This window comes from Streptomyces sp. NPDC058157 (genome assembly GCF_042884105.1).
GTDB lineage: Bacteria > Actinomycetota > Actinomycetes > Streptomycetales > Streptomycetaceae > Streptomyces.
In genome coordinates this window covers 1-17,700 of the sequence record NZ_JBHVUQ010000153.1, presented here as the reverse complement: position 1 = coordinate 17,700, position 17,700 = coordinate 1, and the positions used below count along the sequence as shown (strand labels likewise).

Annotated in this window: 14 protein-coding genes and 1 tRNA gene; 10 read left to right on the top strand and 5 right to left on the bottom strand. The window is 72.6% G+C overall.

Annotated features, from left to right (window positions below; all coding sequences use genetic code 11):
- Positions 1-150: 150 nt before the first annotated feature.
- The 3 genes from ACFVXK_RS28880 to ACFVXK_RS28870 form a co-directional block, all read right to left on the bottom strand.
- Complete coding sequence (locus tag ACFVXK_RS28880; RefSeq protein WP_389616979.1) at positions 151-1,038, bottom strand: cellulose-binding protein; 888 nt, start codon at positions 1,036-1,038, stop codon at positions 151-153.
- 144 nt (positions 1,039-1,182) lie between these two features.
- Positions 1,183-3,906: an SUKH-4 family immunity protein gene (locus ACFVXK_RS28875; RefSeq protein ID WP_389616976.1), complete on the bottom strand. Its 2,724-nt coding sequence runs from the start codon at positions 3,904-3,906 to the stop codon at positions 1,183-1,185.
- 7 nt (positions 3,907-3,913) lie between these two features.
- A complete protein-coding gene (locus ACFVXK_RS28870) occupies positions 3,914-4,927 on the bottom strand; it encodes an SMI1/KNR4 family protein (RefSeq protein WP_100863513.1) in 1,014 nt (337 codons plus the stop codon).
- Positions 4,928-5,156: 229 nt separating this feature from the next.
- Here ACFVXK_RS28870 and ACFVXK_RS28865 point away from each other — a divergent pair, with 229 nt between their 5' ends.
- Entirely contained in the window at positions 5,157-5,747 is a 591-nt protein-coding gene (locus tag ACFVXK_RS28865) for a YwqJ-related putative deaminase (RefSeq protein ID WP_389616972.1), read from the top strand.
- A 5-nt stretch (positions 5,748-5,752) separates the two neighbouring features.
- Positions 5,753-6,301 (top strand): SUKH-3 domain-containing protein, encoded by a 549-nt coding sequence (locus tag ACFVXK_RS28860; RefSeq protein ID WP_389616969.1) that lies wholly within the window; start codon positions 5,753-5,755, stop codon positions 6,299-6,301.
- Between the two features lie 17 nt (positions 6,302-6,318).
- Here ACFVXK_RS28860 and ACFVXK_RS28855 read toward each other — a convergent pair whose 3' ends face one another.
- On the bottom strand, positions 6,319-7,560 hold the full coding sequence (locus tag ACFVXK_RS28855; protein WP_389616966.1) for a sensor histidine kinase: 1,242 nt from the start codon (positions 7,558-7,560) through the stop codon (positions 6,319-6,321).
- A 131-nt stretch (positions 7,561-7,691) separates the two neighbouring features.
- Here ACFVXK_RS28855 and ACFVXK_RS28850 point away from each other — a divergent pair, with 131 nt between their 5' ends.
- The 6 genes from ACFVXK_RS28850 to pth all read left to right on the top strand — a co-directional run bounded on the left by ACFVXK_RS28850 (position 7,692) and on the right by pth (position 12,833).
- On the top strand, positions 7,692-8,585 hold the full coding sequence (locus ACFVXK_RS28850; protein WP_389616963.1) for a hypothetical protein: 894 nt from the start codon (positions 7,692-7,694) through the stop codon (positions 8,583-8,585).
- Between the two features lie 15 nt (positions 8,586-8,600).
- A tRNA-Gln gene (locus ACFVXK_RS28845) sits at positions 8,601-8,677 on the top strand.
- Between the two features lie 109 nt (positions 8,678-8,786).
- Complete coding sequence (gene glmU / locus ACFVXK_RS28840; protein ID WP_389616960.1) at positions 8,787-10,235, top strand: bifunctional UDP-N-acetylglucosamine diphosphorylase/glucosamine-1-phosphate N-acetyltransferase GlmU; 1,449 nt, start codon at positions 8,787-8,789, stop codon at positions 10,233-10,235.
- 145 nt (positions 10,236-10,380) lie between these two features.
- Complete coding sequence (locus ACFVXK_RS28835; protein ID WP_365153427.1) at positions 10,381-11,358, top strand: ribose-phosphate diphosphokinase; 978 nt, start codon at positions 10,381-10,383, stop codon at positions 11,356-11,358.
- Positions 11,359-11,558: 200 nt separating this feature from the next.
- Positions 11,559-12,140, top strand: coding sequence for a 50S ribosomal protein L25/general stress protein Ctc (locus ACFVXK_RS28830; RefSeq protein ID WP_389616957.1), 582 nt, complete (start codon positions 11,559-11,561; stop codon positions 12,138-12,140).
- A 102-nt stretch (positions 12,141-12,242) separates the two neighbouring features.
- On the top strand, positions 12,243-12,833 hold the full coding sequence (gene pth / locus ACFVXK_RS28825) for an aminoacyl-tRNA hydrolase (protein WP_389616954.1): 591 nt from the start codon (positions 12,243-12,245) through the stop codon (positions 12,831-12,833).
- Between the two features lie 64 nt (positions 12,834-12,897).
- On the opposite strand, the gene ppc is transcribed toward pth, so the two are convergent.
- Positions 12,898-15,591 (bottom strand): phosphoenolpyruvate carboxylase, encoded by a 2,694-nt coding sequence (gene ppc / locus ACFVXK_RS28820; RefSeq protein ID WP_389616982.1) that lies wholly within the window; start codon positions 15,589-15,591, stop codon positions 12,898-12,900.
- Between the two features lie 440 nt (positions 15,592-16,031).
- Between ppc and ACFVXK_RS28815 the strand changes: the two genes are divergently transcribed.
- On the top strand, positions 16,032-17,012 hold the full coding sequence (locus ACFVXK_RS28815; RefSeq protein ID WP_389616951.1) for an acyl-CoA desaturase: 981 nt from the start codon (positions 16,032-16,034) through the stop codon (positions 17,010-17,012).
- Positions 17,009-17,683 (top strand): TetR/AcrR family transcriptional regulator, encoded by a 675-nt coding sequence (locus tag ACFVXK_RS28810; RefSeq protein ID WP_344168497.1) that lies wholly within the window; start codon positions 17,009-17,011, stop codon positions 17,681-17,683. The genes ACFVXK_RS28815 and ACFVXK_RS28810 overlap by 4 nt, the downstream gene beginning before the upstream one ends.
- The last annotated feature ends 17 nt before the right edge of the window (positions 17,684-17,700 follow it).

Below are 17,700 nucleotides of genomic sequence, written 5' to 3'. Positions count from 1 at the left end.
GCCCGCCCCGGACGACACCCCACCCCGGCACCGACCCCGGCCACCCCCGACCCCGCAACCCGCCTGGCCACGGCAAAGGCACCGCCCCCGAACCGCCCAGCCACGGCAACGGCACCCCCGCCCCCGCAACCGCCCGGCCAGGGCAGACGGCTACCCCTCCGCCGGCGCCCGCCCCGTCAACGCCGCCAGGCTGGAGCGGACGTGGTTCATGTGCGCCCGCATCTCCTCCTGCGCCTCCGCGTGCTCCCGCAGGATCCGGTCCGTCTCCCGCCCCACCCGCTCCTGCCGCACCCGCGCCTGCGCCACCAGCTCCGCCGCCCGCGCCTCCGCGTCCTCCTGCCCGTGCCGCGCCGACTCCTCCGCCTCCGCGAACCCCCGCCGCGCCTCCGCCAACCGCCCCTGCGCGTACCGCTCCATCTCCGCGAGCCGCGCCTCCAGCTCCGCCTCCCGCGCCGCCGCCTCCCGCCCGGCCGCGTCCCACCGCTCGACCTGCTCCTGCTCCCGCTCCGCGAGCAACGCCTGCGACCGCCGCCGCGTCTCCGCCAGCCCGGCCTGCGCCTCGGCCCGCCACCCGGCGGCCTCCTCACGCGCCGCCGCCCGCACCTCGTCCGCCTCCCGCTGCGCCCGCAACAGCCCCTGCCGCGCCCGCACCTCGGTCTGCTCCCGCACCGCCTCCGCGTCGTGCCGCGCCAGCTCCGCCACCCGGTCCGCGTGCGCCTCGGCCGCGCCCGCCGCCTCCACCGCGTCCGCCCGCGCGTCCGCCCGCAGGACCTCCGCCTCCTCCTGGGCCAGCGACAGGATCCGCCGGGCGCGCTCGCTCAGCTCGTCGTACGTCTGCGGAGCCAGCGCCGACACCGCCGCGCGCAGCCGCTCCGCCTCCTCCTCCATCTGCCGTGCCAGAACGGTCAGCCGTGCCACCCGTTCCCAGGCCTCGTCCCGGCTCCCGGCCAGCCGGGCGACGTACCGGTCGACGTCCTCCGGCCGGTAGCCGCGGCCACCGCGCACGGTCGAGAAACCCTGGGGTCCGTGAGGTGACATGGGTGCACTCATCCTGGAAGCGCCTCTCTCGCGGGGATTCCCGTCAAGGATGCGTCATTTGAGGCCAGAAGCCTGAATGGCCGGGCCGGGACCCCCGTCGAGGGTCCCGGCCCGGCCATTCATCCGATCACCGACGCGGCCCGATCAGAGCAGTCCGTCCCACATCTGCTCCAGCAGCACCGACCACCAGCTCTCCGGCGAAGCCAGCGCCGCGCTGTCGAGCCCCGCCAGATTCGCCTGGAAATCGACGGTCCAACGCCCCGCCTGCTCCGGCGTCAGATGCTGCCGCAGCCGCCACATGTGACCCAGCATCGCCAGCGACCGCGCGAACTGCGGCAGGCTCGAGTTCACGAACTGCGGCGGCACGGGCGCCCCGCCCGGACCGCCCTCCACCGGCACCGCCACGATGTGCGCCGTCCCGTACTGCACGCACAGCGCCTTGCCGAAGTCGCTGCCGACCACCAGGTACGAACCCGCGTCCGACGCCGGCTGCACCTGCCGCTGCGCGGCCAGCTCGGCCAGCGTCGGCACCGGCTGCCCGGGCACGGCCTGCGCCCAGAAGAACGGCCCGAAATCGACGGGCAGACCGGCCCACATCAGCGTCTGCGCCACGATCTCCGGCACACCCTGACGCGACACCGCCCGCTGGTCGAAGCGGAAGATCCCCTGCGGCCCGAAGGCACCCGCCAGCTCCTGCGCGATCGCGTCCATCGGGATCGCCGGCTGGAGCGGGACCTGCGGCAGCGGCGCCCGGACCGGCGCCGGCCGCGCCGGACCGTCCGCCACCTGGTGCAGCTCACCCTGATGGGTGAGCAGGTGCCGCATGCCCTGCTGACGGCCCGCGTGGTCGGTCCCGTACGGGGCCACGCTCGTGATCCGCACCTGCGGCCACGTCTCCCGGATCATCCGGGCGCAGTAACCGCCGGGCAGCTCACACGAGGCCAGCTCGGTGTGCAGCTCCAGCACCTGCTGCGGCGGCACGTTCATCGCACGGAGCTCGTACAGGATCTGCCACTCGGGGTGCGGGGTACCGGGCGCCGAGCGGCGGATGAGCTGCTGCTCGGAGCCGTCGGGCGCACGGTAGCGGAGCACGGCCTGGTAACCCGGGCCGACCGTGGGCGCGCCGGACGGGGCACCCGGCGCCTGCCCCGCGGGCCCACCGGGCGGCGCGGACGGCGCGGACGGCGCCGACGGCGGCCCGGGCGGCGGAACGGTACCGGGCCCCGCCAGCATCGTCGCGGCGTGCTGCATACCGCCCCCGGGCGCACCGGGAGCCCCAGGGGCACCAGGAGCTCCGGGCGGCCCCGGCGGCTGCACGACGGCCGGACCGGCCAGCATCGTGGCGGCATGGTCGAGCCCGCCCCCGAGCGAACCACCGCCCCCACCGGGAGCACCGGGAGGCGCGGGCGGAGCCACCGGCGCACCCGGAGGCCCGGGCGGCTGCGGCGGCTGCACGACCGCCGGCCCCGCGAGCATCGTCGCGGCGTGCTGCAACCCGCCCCCGAGCGAACCGCCCGGCGCACCGGGAGGCGCCGGCGCGGCGGGAGCGCCGGGAGGCGCGGGCGGCGCACCCGGAGGACCGGGCGGCTGCGGCGGCTGCACGACCGCCGGACCGGCCAGCATCGTGGCGGCATGGTCGAGCCCGCCCCCGAGCGAACCGGAACCGGGAGCGGCCGGCGCACCGGGCGGACCCGGGGGAACGGAAGGCGGCGTCGGCGCACCGGGCGGCCCGGGCGGAACGGGCGGCGGAACGGTCCCGGGCGCGGCCAGCATCGTCGCGGCATAAGCCCCACCACCCCCGGGCGCACCAGGCGCACCAGGCGCACCGGGCGCACCGGGCACGGAAGGCGCAGGCGGAACGGGCGGCACGGACGGCCCCGACCCCCCAGCCACACCAGCCACACCAGGCCCACCGGGCCCACCGGGCGCCCCCGGGGCACCCTGAACACCCGGAGCACCCGAGGCCCCCGGAGCACCCGGAACCCCAGCCGGCATCGGCGGCATCCCCGGCGGCACCGGGCCGCCCCCGCCCTGCGGTGCCCCGCCGGCCGGCGCGTCGGCGACGCCCGCACCCGCGGCCGCCTCCTGGTGCCCCAGCGCCGGAACGATCGCGGTCCTCGGCAGCTGGCTGCCACCCGGCATCAGTGTGGTCCTGGCCTCCGCCCCCGGCCCGGCGGACCCCGGGGCGTCGTCCAGGTCGGAGCCCGACAGCGCCGGCGCGAACACCGTCGCGGGCAGCGGCACGGAGCCGTCGTCGGCCCCCGGGTTCACATCCGTCCCGGCCCACGGCGTGGCCCCGGCCGGCACCCCGTCGTTCGCGGTCGGCTCGTACGCGACCTCGCCCTCACGCCGCAACGGCACCGCATCCGGCACACCGGCACCGGCACCCGCACCAACAGCCCCGGAAACACCAGCACCAGAGCCAGAACCGGAACCAGACGGCGCCCCAGCCCCAGCCCCAGCCCCCGCCCCGGCCCCCACCACCGGCGGAATCCCCGCCCGGTCCGCGGCCTCCTGCAGCCACTCCGGCGGGCTCAGCATGAACGACGTCTGCTCCGAATCGATCCGCGGCGGCGGAACCGAAGCCTCTGAAGCCGCCGCCGTCGCAGCCGCCCCGTACTCCTCCTCGTACCGCCGGATCACCTCACCCACCGGCAACCCGGGCCACAGCGTCACCTCACCACTGTCCCGCGCGATGACCAGCCGCTGCCGGCCACCACCCGACACCGGACCCCCGGCCCGGTCCTCCGCCCACACCACGAAGCCCAGCCCGAACTCACGCACCCGCACCTCACGGTGCTGGTAGCCGGGCACGTCCCCGTTGATCCACTCCTCGGCGCGCTCCTGCGCCTGCGCGAACGTCACCACGACGCGCTCACCCCTCACCCATGCCGGTGCCAGCCACCGGAACCGACCCCGACACTGCAACCGAGCGCGCGAATCCGCCGTCCACCATCAGACCGGCCACCGTCTCCAGCTCCGGCGGGTTCCCCGCCAACCGCTCCAGGAAGGCATCGAAATCGGCACCGCACGGCAGCAACAGCCGCTCCACGCGCTCCTGCACCGACCAGCCGTCCCGGTCGCGCGCATCGTCGTACGGGGAGAACCAGACGGAACCGACCTGGTCCCCCCGCACCTTCACCGCGAGCAGCCCGCCCTGCACGAAGGCCACGCACAGGTAGTCCTTCGTCAGGTGGTCCCGCAGGCACTTGTTGATGTAGACGAGGTCGTTGACCGCCGCCTCCTCACGCACCGTGAAGAACGGCTGGTCCACCAGCATGCCCAGCTCCACGAACAGCCCCGCGCCCACCGGCGCGCAGCCCCCCGCCGCCTTCAGGAACGAGCGGTAGGCCTCCGGAAGCCGGTACCCCAGGTCCTCCTCGACGCCCTGGACCTGCGACTCCGACACCGACACCAGGGTCTTCGGCAGCCCCAGGTGCACCGGCCGCACCTCCTGCAACGGCCGCCCGCCACGCTTCTCGTGGTCGACCGGGGCCGTCGCCAGACCCGCGTGGTGGCGCAGCAGCGCCTTCACCTCGACCGGGACCAGCTCCATCCGCCGCGACCCCGCCACGTGGTGCCAGGTCCAGCCGTGCGGCGTCGCCACCGGCCCGACCGTGTCCCACAGCGGATGGGCCGCCGCACGCATCGCCGCGTTCGCGGACACGCAGTCCGTCAGCCGCAGCTCGTCCGCGCCGAAACCCTCCGGGGGCTCGGCGATCTCCACCGCCGCACGCGCGTACCGCGAGAAATCGGGATGCCCGTCCCCGTCCATCCGCACGCCGTGGGGATGCCGAGCGGCCCGGACCGGGTCCGGGAAATGCACGACCTGCCCCGAGTACGCGGCGTTGGGTGGCACGGCCTGCTGCCCGAGCCGACCTGTCGTCATGGTGGTGGCCCCCTGCTGGATCTGGCTGGTTCACCACAGCCTATGTGTTCCGGCAAGACCCCCGGCCGCCCGCGACCCCCACGGGGGCGCACGGGGCGGGAACATCCGAATTGATACGAATATTCGACCCCGCTTCCACGCGACAGCGGACATTTGACAGGCTGTCCCCGCAGCACGGGGGCGTGCGCGACAGCGGCCACCACCGCCGCCACGGGAGGGAAGAGGGACCATGCAGACAGCGACCACGCACACGGCGGGCACGGGAGGAACGGCGGCCACGCAGCACGCGGCACCCCGCACGGGCCGCGGCCAGGACACCGACGCCGGCCCCGCCGGCCCCGCCGGCGACCCCCGCCTGCGCTGGAGCACCGCCGCGGGCCCCCACACCCCGCCCGTCCTGCGCTTCCGCCGCGACGGCATCCTGCCCACCGTCGCCGCGGCCCTCTCCGTACGCGGCGAGACCCTCACCGGCACCGCCGGCAAGGGCGACCAGCCCCCCGTACTGCACCCGCTCGTCCAGGACTTCCTCGACACCCTCACCAGCGGCCAGCGGGAACGCTTCACCGGCCGCTGCCCCGAGGCGATACTCCTCTCCCGCCACCTCACCACCGTCGAAGGCGCCCGCAGCAGACGCGCCTCCCGCAAGCCCCTCACCGCGAGCGAGGCCCGCCGCGCCCTGAAGCACTCCAAGATCACCGCCCGCCGCATCCGCGAGGACGGCGACCCCCTCCACGGCAGCTACGCACCCCCCTGCCGCTCCTGCGACGCGCTCCTCAACCACTTCGGCGTCCGACCCGTCGACCTCACCCAGCCCGAGTAGCCACCATGACCGCCTCCGCAGCCTCCTCAGCCTCCGCGGCCTCCTCCGCCGCATCGGCCTCCTACGGCCGCTCCTCCGCCACCCGCTTCCCCGTCGGCGTCGACGCGGCCCTGCGCACCGCCGGCTGGGAACCCGGCCGCTGGGACATCAAGCAGGCCGAGTACTGGGCCGACGCCCTCCGCGACCACACCACCCCCGCCGGCCACCGCCACACCGTCTTCCCCGCGGCCGTCGAAGCCTGGGCCGAATTCGGCGGCCTCACCGTCACCGCCCCCGGACCCGGCCGCCAGATAGCCCCCACCCCGGTCCGCCTCGACCCCCTCACCGGCCTCCACCTCGCCCGCACCTTCGCCGACCTCGGCCGGGCCCTCTCCACCCAGCTCTGCCCCCTCGGCTCCGACACCACCGGCGGCGCCCACCTCGCCATCGACCGCGAGGGCCGCACCTACCTCGTCGACCACACCGGCGACTGGTACCTCGGCAACACCCTCGACGAGGGCCTCACCCTCCTCCTCACCGGCCTCCAGCCGGCCCGCCTCAGCACCGCACCCTGAACCACCCGGGGGCGGGACTACCCGAACGGCAGCACCGCCGACACCTTGAACCCGCCCCCGTCCGTCGGCCCCGACACGAACACCCCGCCCAGCCCCACCACCCGCTCCCGCATCCCGACGAGGCCGTTCCCCCCGCTGGGCAGATCGGCCCCCCGCGCCTCCCCCTCGCACGGCCCGTTCTCCACCTGCATCGCCACCTCCGCCTCCCGGTGCGCCAGCCGTACGACGACCCGCGCGCCCGGAGCATGCTTGTGGCAGTTCGTCAGCGCCTCCTGCACCACCCGGAACGCCGTCTGCTCCACCTCCGCCGGATACACCCCCCGCTCCCCCTGCACCACCATCTCCACGCTCATCCCCGCCGCCCGCGACTGCCCCACCAGCGCCTCCAGCTCCGCCAGCGAAGGCCCCTCCTCGGCCACCACCACCGGCGCCGCCACCGCCCGGACCGGCTTCTCCGCCGCCCGCAGCACCCCGAGCATCTCCCGCAGCTCCGTCAACGCCTGCCGGCCCATGTCACCCACCAGCGCCGCGTTGCGCACCGCCTTCTCCGGGTCCTTCCCCGCCACCGCCTGCAACGCCGCCGCGTGCACCACCATCAGCGACACCCGGTGCGCCACCACGTCGTGCATCTCCCGCGCGATCCGCGTCCGCTCCTCCTGACGCGCCCACTCCGCGCGCTCCTCGGCCCGGTCCGCCAGCAGCGACAGCTCCCGCTCCAGCGAGTCCGCCCGCTCCTGCAGGCTCTCCATCAGCCTGCGCCGCGCCCCCACGTACAGCCCGAGCAGCACCGGCGGCACGGTCAGCGCCACCGCCATGAACGCGGACAGCACGAACACCAGCAGCCCGTCCGCCTCCACGTCCCCCCGGGTCCTCAGGTACGTGACGGCGAACGTCGCCGCCAGCGCCATCGAGGCCAGCGTCGCGGTGATCCGCCGCGGCACCTCGCACGCGGCCAGCGTGTACAGCCCGACCACCGCCAGCAGGAACCCCATCGCCGCCGGCGTCACGGCGATCCCCACCAGCACCACGGTGATCGGCCACCGCCGCCGCAGCACCAGCACGGCCCCCACGACCACCCCGAACGACACCCCGAGCACCACGGGCAGCCCGGCGTCGTGCGCGAACGGAACCCCCTCCACCGCGCACTCGGCGGCCGAGGCGACCCCCAGCCCCACATCGAGCACGGCCCCCCGCCGCCGCTCCCACCACCAGGGCCCGTCCCGCCCGGCCCCGTCCCGCTCTTCCCCCGTACTGGTCATACCGCCCAGCGTACGCAGGCCCCTCACCACGGGCGCGAACGCAATTCCGGTGAACGCGGGGTAATCGCACGTACGAATGAATCTCCCACGACCCGAGACCTGAATCCCACATTCCGGACGACAGTGGCGGCATGAGCGAAATCCGACGTCGCCCGGGCGACGGCACGGGCGGCCTACGCAGCGGGGCCGCGACCTTCGAATCCCTCCGGGAGCAGGCCATCGCCCTACGGCGCGAGGGCCTCAGCCTCCGACAGATCCGCGACCGTCTCGGCATCCACAACAACAACATCCTCAACGCCCTGGTCAAGGGCGAGCCTCCACCCGAATGGACCAAGCGCCCCCGCGCCAAGGACGAGCTCCGCACGAAGGCCCGCGACCTCCGCCTCCGGGGCATGACGTACGACGAGATCCAGGTCGAGCTCGGCTGCTCGAAGAGCTCGATCTCCCTCTGGGTCCGGGACCTCCCGAAGCCGGACCGGAGCCGCACTCCCGAAGAAGCGTCGGCGATCTCCCGACGCGGCTGGGAGCGGACCCTCGAGAGGCGCGAAGAGGAGCGGCAGCGGACCAAGGAGACAGCGGCCGACGAGGTCGGGCAGATGTCGGAGCGAGAGCTCTTCCTGGTGGGCGTCGGCCTCTATTGGGCCGAAGGCCAGAAGAGCAAGCCGTACGCCCGTCGCGAGCGAGTGATCTTCGTCAACAGTGATGCCGGCATGATCCAGATCTTCCTGGCCTGGCTGCGCCTGCTCCGCGTGGAGCCCGAGCGCATCCAGTACCGCGTCATGATCCACGAGTCGGCGGATGTCGTCGGCGCCGAACAGTACTGGGCTGACCAGGCAAGAGTGGAGCATTCGCGCCTACAGAGGACGACGCTGAAGAAGCACAACCCGAAGACCGTCCGCAAGAACGTGGGTGAGGGCTACCGGGGTTGCCTGGTGATCGGCGTGCTGGACAGCGCCGAGCTCTACCGCCGCATCGAAGGGTGGTGGTCCCGTATGACGGTGGAGGCGGACAGGAGAAACGCGTAGGCTGGCGGCGCGCAATCCCGGGTTGCTCTGTCGGCAGGGGCGACCAGACTTTGAATCTGGGTACGACGCAGGTTCGACTCCTGCCCCGGGAGCCTCACAAGTTCGGGTCCTGGCCTCCAAGGTCAGGACCCGGCCTCGTTTCCGGGCCGTGACCCCCCGCTATCCTTCACGGGTCCACCCCCGAAGCCGAAGGGCACACCCGTGAGCGCAACCCGCCCGGCAGCCGTCGTCGTACTCGCAGCGGGTGAGGGCACCCGCATGAAGTCCGCGACTCCCAAGGTTCTGCACGAGATCTGCGGGCGCTCGCTCGTCGGTCACGTGGTCGCCGCCTCCCGCGAGCTCGACCCGACCCACCTCGTGGTCGTCGTGGGCCACGCCCGCGAGCAGGTGACCGCGCACCTCGCCGGCGTCGACGCCGGCGTCCGCACCGCCGTCCAGTACGAGCAGAACGGCACCGGCCACGCCGTCCGGATGGCCCTCGAGGAGCTCGGCGGCACGGTCGACGGGACCGTCATCGTCGTCTGCGGCGACACCCCGCTGCTCACCGGCGAGACCCTGCGCGCCCTCGCGGCCACCCACGAGGCCGACGGCAACGCCGTCACCGTCCTGACCGCGGAGGTCCCCGACTCCACCGGGTACGGCCGGATCGTGCGCGACCCGCAGACCGGCGCCGTGACGGCGATCGTCGAGCACAAGGACGCCACCGACGCCCAGCGCGCGATCCGCGAGATCAACTCCGGTGTCTTCGCCTTCGACGGCGCCCTGCTCACCGACGCCCTCGGCAAGGTCCGCACCGACAACAGCCAGGGCGAGGAGTACCTCACCGACGTGCTCGGGATCCTGCGCAAGGCGGGCCACCGCGTCGGCGCGGCGGTCGGCAGCGACCACCGCCAGATCCTCGGGATCAACAACCGCGTCCAGCTCGCCGAGGCCCGCGCGCTGCTGAACGCGCGCCTGCTGGAGCGGGCGATGCTCGCGGGCGTGACCGTCGTGGACCCGGGCAGCGTGTTCGTCGACGTGACGGTGACCTTCGGGCAGGACGCCCTGATCCACCCCGGCACGCAGCTGCTGGGCGACACCCACATCGGCGAGGGGGCCGAGGTCGGCCCGAACACCCGCCTGAAGGACACCCGCGTGGGCGCGGGCGCCCGGGTGGACAACACGGTGGCGGACGGGGCGGTCGTCGGAGACCAGGCCACCGTCGGCCCGTTCGCGTACCTGCGTCCGGGGACGAACCTGGGCCTGAAGGCGAAGGCCGGTACGTACGTCGAGATGAAGAACGCGACGATCGGCGAGGGGACGAAGGTCCCGCACCTGTCCTACGTCGGCGACGCGACGATCGGCGAGTACACGAACATCGGCGCCGCGAGCGTCTTCGTGAACTACGACGGCGAGCACAAGCACCACACCACCGTCGGCTCACATTGCAAGACGGGTTCGGACAACATGTTTGTGGCTCCGGTCACCATCGGGGACGGCGCCTACACGGCTGCCGGATCGGTGATCACGAAGGACGTTCCGGCGGGCGCGCTGGCCGTGGCACGCGGCCAGCAGCGGAATATCGAGGGCTGGGTGGCCCGCAAGCGGCCCGGCAGCGCCGCCGCGACGGCGGCGCAGTCCTCGTCCGAGAAGGACTCCGGCCACCACTGAGGCACCGCTGAGGTGAACTGACCGGAAACGAGTACGCCCGGGACGGCGTACCGTGATAGGTGCACGTAATTCGGCTGGCTCACCGTGTGCGGGACGGACGTACACGGGGGCGAGCAGCTTTTCACACGTCTGAGGAGACAGTGCTGTGACCGGGATCAAGACGACCGGCGAGAAGAAGCTGATGCTCTTCTCCGGCCGCGCCCACCCCGAGCTGGCCGAGGAGGTCGCGCACCAGCTGGGGGTCAGCCTGGTGCCGACCAAGGCTTTCGACTTCGCGAACGGCGAGATCTACGTCCGCTTCCAGGAGTCGGCGCGTGGCGCGGACTGCTTCCTGATCCAGAGCCACACGGCTCCGATCAACAAGTGGATCATGGAGCAGCTCATCATGATCGACGCGCTGAAGCGCGCGTCGGCTCGTTCCATCACGGTGATCATCCCGTCGTACGGGTACGCCCGTCAGGACAAGAAGCACAAGGGCCGCGAGCCGATCTCGGCGCGCCTGGTCGCGGACCTGCTGAAGACCTCGGGTGCGGACCGGATCCTGACGGTCGACCTGCACACGGACCAGATCCAGGGCTTCTTCGACGGTCCGGTGGACCACCTGTCGGCCCTGAACGTCCTCGCGGACTACGTGGGCGCCAAGGTGGACCGCAGCAAGCTGACGGTGGTGTCCCCGGACGCCGGCCGCGTGCGCGTGGCCGACCGCTGGTGCGACCGGCTGGACGCGCCGCTGGCGATCGTGCACAAGCGCCGTGACAAGGACGTCGCCAACCAGGTGACGGTCCACGAGGTCGTCGGTGAGGTCAAGGGCCGCGTCTGCGTCCTGGTCGACGACATGATCGACACGGGTGGCACGATCTGCGCCGCGGCCGACGCGCTGTTCGCGCACGGTGCGGAGGACGTGATCGTGACGGCGACGCACGGCATCCTGTCGGGTCCGGCGGCCGACCGCCTGAAGAACTCGAAGGTCAGCGAGTTCATCTTCACGAACACCCTGCCCGACCCCTCGGACCTGGAGCTCGACAAGATCACGGTCCTGTCGATCGCCCCGATGATCGCCCGCGCGGTGCGCGAGGTGTTCGAGGACGGTTCGGTGACGAGCCTGTTCGAGGAGCAGCAGTAGGAGCAGCGGTGAGGGCCTGAGGGGCCTGCGCTAGATCCTTTTGGGGGCGGCCTCCCCGCCGGGTACACTCGATGAGTTGCTCGGCGAGGGAGGCCGTACCTGTTTTCGGGTGCGGGTGCTCCGTTATCGACGCGCTCTTCGTAGCAGGCCGTTCCGGCCGGGTGACTTCTGTCCGTTTCGTCACCCCACGAGGAGTGAACATGTCCGAGATCAAGCTTTCCGCGAAGCTCCGCGACACCTTCGGCAAGGGCTCTGCCCGCCAGTCCCGTCGTGACGCCCTGACCCCGGGTGTCATCTACGGTCACGGCACCACCCCGAAGCACGTCGGCGTCGAGTCCCACGCGCTGATGATGGCCCTGAAGACCCCGAACGCGCTGCTGTCCCTGGACATCGAGGGCGACGGCACCGAGCTGGTCATCCCGAAGGCCGTTCAGCGTCACCCCCTGAAGCGCAACATCCTGCACGTCGACTTCCTGATCGTCCAGAAGGGCGAGAAGGTCACGGTCGAGGTTCCGGTCGTGACCGAGGGCGACCTGGCCGCCGGCGGCAACCTGCTGGAGACCCTCCTCTCCACCATCACGGTCGAGGCCGAGGCCACCCACATCCCGACCGAGGTCACCGTCTCCATCGCGGGCCTGGAGGCCGGTGCCACGGTGCACGCCTCCGACCTGGTCCTGCCGGCCGGCACCACGCTGGCCGTCGACGGTGAGACCGCCGTCCTGCAGGTCGTCGCCCCGCAGGCCGAGGAGCCGGCCGCCGAGGCCGCGGGCGACGAGGCCTGAGCCTCGCCGTTCCCCCTCAGCACTTGCTGACCGACCGCCGTCCGGCTCCACTGGAGCGGGACGGCGGTCGTTTTCGTTCTTTCAGGTCGTGAGGAGCTTTTGATGTCGGACGACGCGGCGCCGTGGCTGATCGTCGGTCTCGGTAACCCGGGGGCGGAGTACGCCGGCAACCGCCACAACATCGGCTTCATGGTGGCCGACCTGCTGGCGGAGCGGATCGGCGGGAAGTTCAAGGCGCACAAGGCGCGGGCCCAGGTGCTGGAGGGCCGCATGGGTCCGCCGGGGCCGCTGAACCGGCGCGTGGTGATCGCGAAGCCGATGTCGTTCATGAACCTGTCGGGCGGTCCGGTGACGGCGCTGCGGGACTTCTACAAGGTGCCGCTGGAGCGGATCGTGGCGGTCCACGACGAGCTGGACATCGACTACGCGACGCTGCGGCTGAAGCTGGGCGGCGGGGACAACGGCCACAACGGGCTGAAGTCGATGACGAAGGCGATGGGCGCCGACTACCACCGGGTGCGGTGCGGGATCGGCCGGCCGCCGGGGCGGATGCAGGTGGCGGACTTCGTGCTGAAGGACTTCTCCTCGACGGAGCGCAAGGAGCTGGACTGGTTCGTGGACCGGTCGGCGGACGCGGTGGAGTGTCTGGTCCAGGAGGGTCTGGAGCGGGCGCAGTCCGCCTACAACTCCTGATCGCCGGGAGACATGGGGAAGCCCCCGCCGGTTCGGCGGGGGCTTCCGCGTGTCCGGGCGGGGGTCAGCCGGTGTTGCGCAGGCCGGCGGCGACGCCGTTGACGGTGAGGAGGAGGGCCCGGGCGAGGAGCGGGTCGGGGGTCTCGCCGCGGGCGGCGGCGGCGCGCTGGCGGGCCAGGAGGGAGACCTGGAGGTAGGAGATGGGGTCCAGGTAGGCGTCGCGGACGGCGAAGGTCTGCTGGAGGATCGGCTGGGAGTCGAGGAGCTGCTCGCCGCCGGTGATGCGCAGGACCTCGCGGACCGTGAGTTCGTGTTCGGCCTCGATGCGGGCGAAGACGTGCTTGAGGTGCTCGGGGACCAGGGTGTCGACGTAGTGGCGGGCGATGCGCAGGTCGGTCTTGGCGAGGGTCATCTCGACGTTGGACAGGAAGTTGCGGAAGAAGTGCCACTTCTGGCCCATCTCGCCGAGGGCGTCGTCCTGGCCGGATTCGCGCAGGGCCTTGAGGCCGGAGCCGACGCCGTACCAGCCGGGGACGATCTGGCGGGACTGGGTCCAGCCGAAGACCCACGGGATGGCGCGCAGGCCGTCGAGTCCGGCGCCGGAGTCGGGGCGGCGGGAGGGCCGGGAGCCGAGGTGGAGGTCGGCGAGCTGGTCGACGGGGGTGGCGGCGAAGAAGTAGGCGGGGAGGTCGGGGTCCTCGACGAGCTCGCGGTAGGCGGAGTGGGCGGCGTCGGACACGATGTCCATGGCCGCGTCCCAGCGGGTGAGGGCGTCGGGGGACTGGCGGGGCGCGGTGTGCAGGGCGGAGGCCTGGAGGGTGGCCGCGACGGTCAGTTCCAGGTTCTCGCGGGCGAGCGAGGGGACGAGGTACTTGTCGGAGATGACCTCGCCCTGCTCGGTGACCTTGATCTCGCCTTCGAGGGTGCCCCAGGGCTGGGCGAGGATCGCGTCGTGGGAGGGGCCGCCGCCGCGGCCGACGGTGCCGCCGCGGCCGTGGAAGAGGCGCAGGCGCACGCCGTGGCGGTGGGCGACGTCGCGCAGGCGGCGCTGGGCGCGGTGGATCTCCCACTGGCTGGTGGTGATGCCGCCGAACTTACTGGAGTCGGAGTAGCCGAGCATGACCTCCTGGACGTCGCCGCGCAGGGAGACCAGGCGCCGGTAGGAGGGGTCGGCGAGCATCTCGTCGAGGATGACGTCGGCGGCGCGGAGCTCGTCGGTGGTCTCCAGGAGGGGGACGATGCCGATCTTGGCCCAGCCGGCGTGGAGGTCGAGGAGGCCGGCTTCGCGGGCGAGGACGGCGGCGGCGAAGACGTCGTCGGCTCCCTGGCACATCGAGATGATGTAGGACTCGATGACCTCGGGGCCGAACTTCTCGAAGGCGTCCTTGATGGCGGAGAAGACGCCGAGGGTCTTCTGGCCGGCCGGGTCGAGGGGTGCGGGGGTGGGTGCGAGGGGGCGGCGGGAGCGGAGTTCCTTGGCGAGGAGCTTCTGCCGGTAGTCGCGGGGCATGTCGGCGTAGCGCCAGGACTCCTCGCCGAGGCGGTCGAACAGCTGGCCGAGGGCGTGGTGGTGGGCGTCGGCGTGCTCGCGGACGTCCATGGTGGCGAGCTGGAGGCCGAAGGCGGCCAGGGTGCGGATGGTGCGGTCCATGCGGCCGTCGGCGAAGAGGGCGCCGCGGTGTTCGCGCAGGGAGGTCTGGATGAGGGTGAGGTCGGTGAGGAGCTCGGCGGTGCCGAGGTAGTCGCGGCCTTCCTCGTGGGGGGTGCCCTTGGCGAGGCGCTCGCGGGTGTTGAGGAGCTTCTGGCGGACGCAGGTCGCCTTGAGGCGGTAGGGCTCCTCGGCGTTGAGGCGCTTGTAGCGGGGGCTGATCTCGGGGAGGCGTTCGAGGTCGGCCTGGAGGGAGGTGAGGAGTTCCTCGGTGGCGCCGGTGTAGCGGATGGAGTTGGAGAGCAGTCCGCGCAGGAAGTCGATGAGTTCGAGGGCGTCGGTGATGCCGTGCTCGTGCTGGAGGATCAGGACGTCCCGGGTGACCTCGGGGGTCACGTTGGGGTTGCCGTCGCGGTCGCCGCCGATCCAGGTGCCGAAGGTGAGCGGGCGGGTGCCGGCGGGGAGTTCGACGCCGACGCGCTGGAGTTCGGCGGCGAGGTCCTCGAGGACGTCGCCGACGGCGTCGGCGTGGAGTTCGTCGAGGTAGTAGATGGCGTTGCGGGCCTCGTCGGTGGGCTCGGGGCGGACGACGCGCAGTTCGTCGGTCTGCCAGACGAGGTCGATGTTCTCGGCGAGGCGCAGGTCGTGGCGGCGGCGGTCGCCGGCTCCGGTGACGGGCTCCTCGAGGAGGGCGGCGATGCGGCGGAGCTTGTTGAGGACGCTGCGGCGGGCGGCCTCGGTGGGGTGCGCGGTGAAGACGGGGCGGACGTTGAGGTTCTTGACCGTCTCGCGCAGGTGCTCGGGGTCGGCGTCCTTGAGCATGTCGGCGGTGCGGGCGAGGAGCCCGCCTTCGGCGGCGCGGTGGGCGCGCAGCTCCTTGCCGCGGTGGACCTGCTCGGTGATGTTCGCGAGGTGGAAGTAGGTGGAGAAGGCGCGCACGAGCTTGGCGGCGGTCTCCAGGTCGGTGTCGCCGAGCAGCGCGGCGGCGGCCTCGCCGTCGGTGCGGGTCAGTGCGCGGACGCGTTCGACGAGGTCGAGGAGGTCCTGGCCCTCCTGGCGTACGAGGGTCTCGCCGAGGAGGTCGCCGAGGCGGCGGATGTCGGCGCGCAGCTCCGCGTTGGCGCTCTGGGCGGCGTCCTTGCGGTCGGACGGGGCGGCGGGCTGGGTGACGGGGGCCTGGGGGGCCTGGTCAGCACTGCTCACAGGTGCGGCTCCTTGCAGTGTTCGAGCGCTACTGGGCTGTGGGCTCCCGGGGGTGCGCGTGCGGCGGTGCCGATGGGGTGCGCAGCCCGGGCTGCCCGTGCGGACCGCGCTGTCCGACGACACCAGGATAGGCGGCGCCTCCCTGTGCCCTGGCAGAGCGTGCCGGTGTGCTGGCGGTGCGGCGTGGTGCGGGGGCCGTGGGGCGGGCCGGGCGGGGGGTGCGGGCGTGCTCCTCTTGCCGGGCGGGAGGGTTTTGCCATACTTACGTTGCCGTAGGTTACGGGTCCGTAGGTCTGTGGGCCGTGACCGGGGCACCTGCCGGCTTCTCACCCCCCAGGGGATCCCCGATGACTGTCAGTCCCGATCTGATGGAGGGCGCTTCGGCGTCTTCCGGTAGCCCAGTGCCGTCCGCGACGCGCGGCGGCGAGCAGAAGCGTTCCGTGGAGCAGGTGGCGCTGCTGCTGTTCATCACCGTGCCGTTCCTGGCGCTGCTGGCGGCGGTGCCGCTGGCCTGGGGCTGGGGGGTGAGCTGGCTGGACCTCGGCCTGATGGTGTTCATGTACTTCCTGGCGTGCCACGGGATCACCATCGGCTTCCACCGCCATTTCACGCACGGTTCCTTCAAGGCGAAGCGGCCGCTGCGGATCGTGCTGGCGGTGATGGGTTCGATGGCGGTGGAGGGGCCGCTGGTGCGCTGGGTGGCCGACCACCGCAAGCACCACAAGTTCTCCGATCACGAGGGTGACCCGCATTCGCCGTGGCGGTTCGGGGAGACGGTGCCGGCGCTGATGAAGGGCCTGTGGTGGGCGCACATCGGCTGGCTGTTCGACGAGGAGCAGACGGACCAGCAGAAGTACGCGCCGGATCTGATCCGGGACCCGGCGATCCGGCGGATCAGCCGTGACTTCGTCCTCTGGACGGCGGTGTCGCTGGCGATCCCGCCGCTGGTGGGGGGTCTGGTGACGATGTCGTGGTGGGGCGCGTTCACGGCGTTCTTCTGGGGCTCGCTGGTGCGGGTGGCGCTGCTGCACCACGTGACGTGGTCGATCAATTCGATCTGTCACGCGGTGGGCAAGCGGCCGTTCCGTTCGCGGGACCGCAGCGGCAACGTGTGGTGGCTGGCGGTGCTGTCGTGCGGGGAGTCCTGGCACAACCTGCACCACGCGGATCCGACGTCGGCGCGGCACGGTGTGCTGCGCGGGCAGGTGGATTCCAGTGCGCGGCTGATCCGGTGGTTCGAGCTGGCGGGCTGGGCCTCGGACGTGCGCTGGCCGTCGGGGTCGAGGATCGACGCCCGGCGCAAGGACAAGAGCCCGAACGCGGCATGATGGGGGACGTGGCGATCGACGGCAGCAGTACCAGCAGCGACAAGCCCAGGCGGGGACGCCGGGTCCGGATGACGGGCGCCGAGCGGCGCCAGCAACTGCTGGACATCGGCCGCACCCTGTTCGCCGAGAAGGGGTTCGAGGGCACGTCGGTGGAGGAGATCGCGGCGAAGGCCGGGGTGTCCAAGCCGGTGGTGTACGAGCACTTCGGCGGCAAGGAGGGCCTGTACGCGGTCGTCGTGGACCGTGAGATGCGCCAGTTGCTGGACGGGGTGACGGGCGCGTTGACGGCCGGGCATCCGCGGGAGCTGCTGGAGCAGGCGGCGTTCGCGCTGCTGGACTACATCGAGAGCTACACGGACGGCTTCCGGATCCTGGTGCGGGACTCTCCCGTGGCGCAGTCGACGGGGACGTTCGCCTCGCTGATCAGTGACATCGCCACGCAGGTGGAGGACATCCTGGGCCTGGAGTTCAAGGCGCGGGGGTTCGATCCGAAGCTGGCGCCGCTGTACGCGCAGGCGCTGGTGGGGATGGTGGCGCTGACGGGTCAGTGGTGGCTGGAGACGCGGCGGCCGAAGAAGGCGGAGGTGGCGGCGCACCTGGTGAACCTGGCCTGGCACGGGCTGGAGCACCTGGAGGCCCGGCCGCGGCTGGTGGGCCACCGCAAGAGCTGATCCGCACGGGGTGCGGG

Excerpts from the sequence above, each read along its gene's own strand:
- ACFVXK_RS28830 (WP_389616957.1), top strand. The coding sequence starts at position 11,559 with ATGTCCGAGATCAAGCTTTCCGCGAAGCTCCGCGACACCTTCGGCAAG.
- ACFVXK_RS28850 (WP_389616963.1), top strand. The coding sequence starts at position 7,692 with ATGAGCGAAATCCGACGTCGCCCGGGCGACGGCACGGGCGGCCTACGC.
- ACFVXK_RS28810 (WP_344168497.1), top strand. The coding sequence starts at position 17,009 with ATGATGGGGGACGTGGCGATCGACGGCAGCAGTACCAGCAGCGACAAG.
- ACFVXK_RS28815 (WP_389616951.1), top strand. The coding sequence starts at position 16,032 with ATGACTGTCAGTCCCGATCTGATGGAGGGCGCTTCGGCGTCTTCCGGT.
- ACFVXK_RS28880 (WP_389616979.1), bottom strand. The coding sequence starts at position 1,038 with ATGTCACCTCACGGACCCCAGGGTTTCTCGACCGTGCGCGGTGGCCGC.
- ACFVXK_RS28865 (WP_389616972.1), top strand. The coding sequence starts at position 5,157 with ATGCAGACAGCGACCACGCACACGGCGGGCACGGGAGGAACGGCGGCC.
- pth (WP_389616954.1), top strand. The coding sequence starts at position 12,243 with ATGTCGGACGACGCGGCGCCGTGGCTGATCGTCGGTCTCGGTAACCCG.
- ACFVXK_RS28860 (WP_389616969.1), top strand. The coding sequence starts at position 5,753 with ATGACCGCCTCCGCAGCCTCCTCAGCCTCCGCGGCCTCCTCCGCCGCA.
- ACFVXK_RS28855 (WP_389616966.1), bottom strand. The coding sequence starts at position 7,560 with ATGACCAGTACGGGGGAAGAGCGGGACGGGGCCGGGCGGGACGGGCCC.
- ACFVXK_RS28870 (WP_100863513.1), bottom strand. The coding sequence starts at position 4,927 with ATGACGACAGGTCGGCTCGGGCAGCAGGCCGTGCCACCCAACGCCGCG.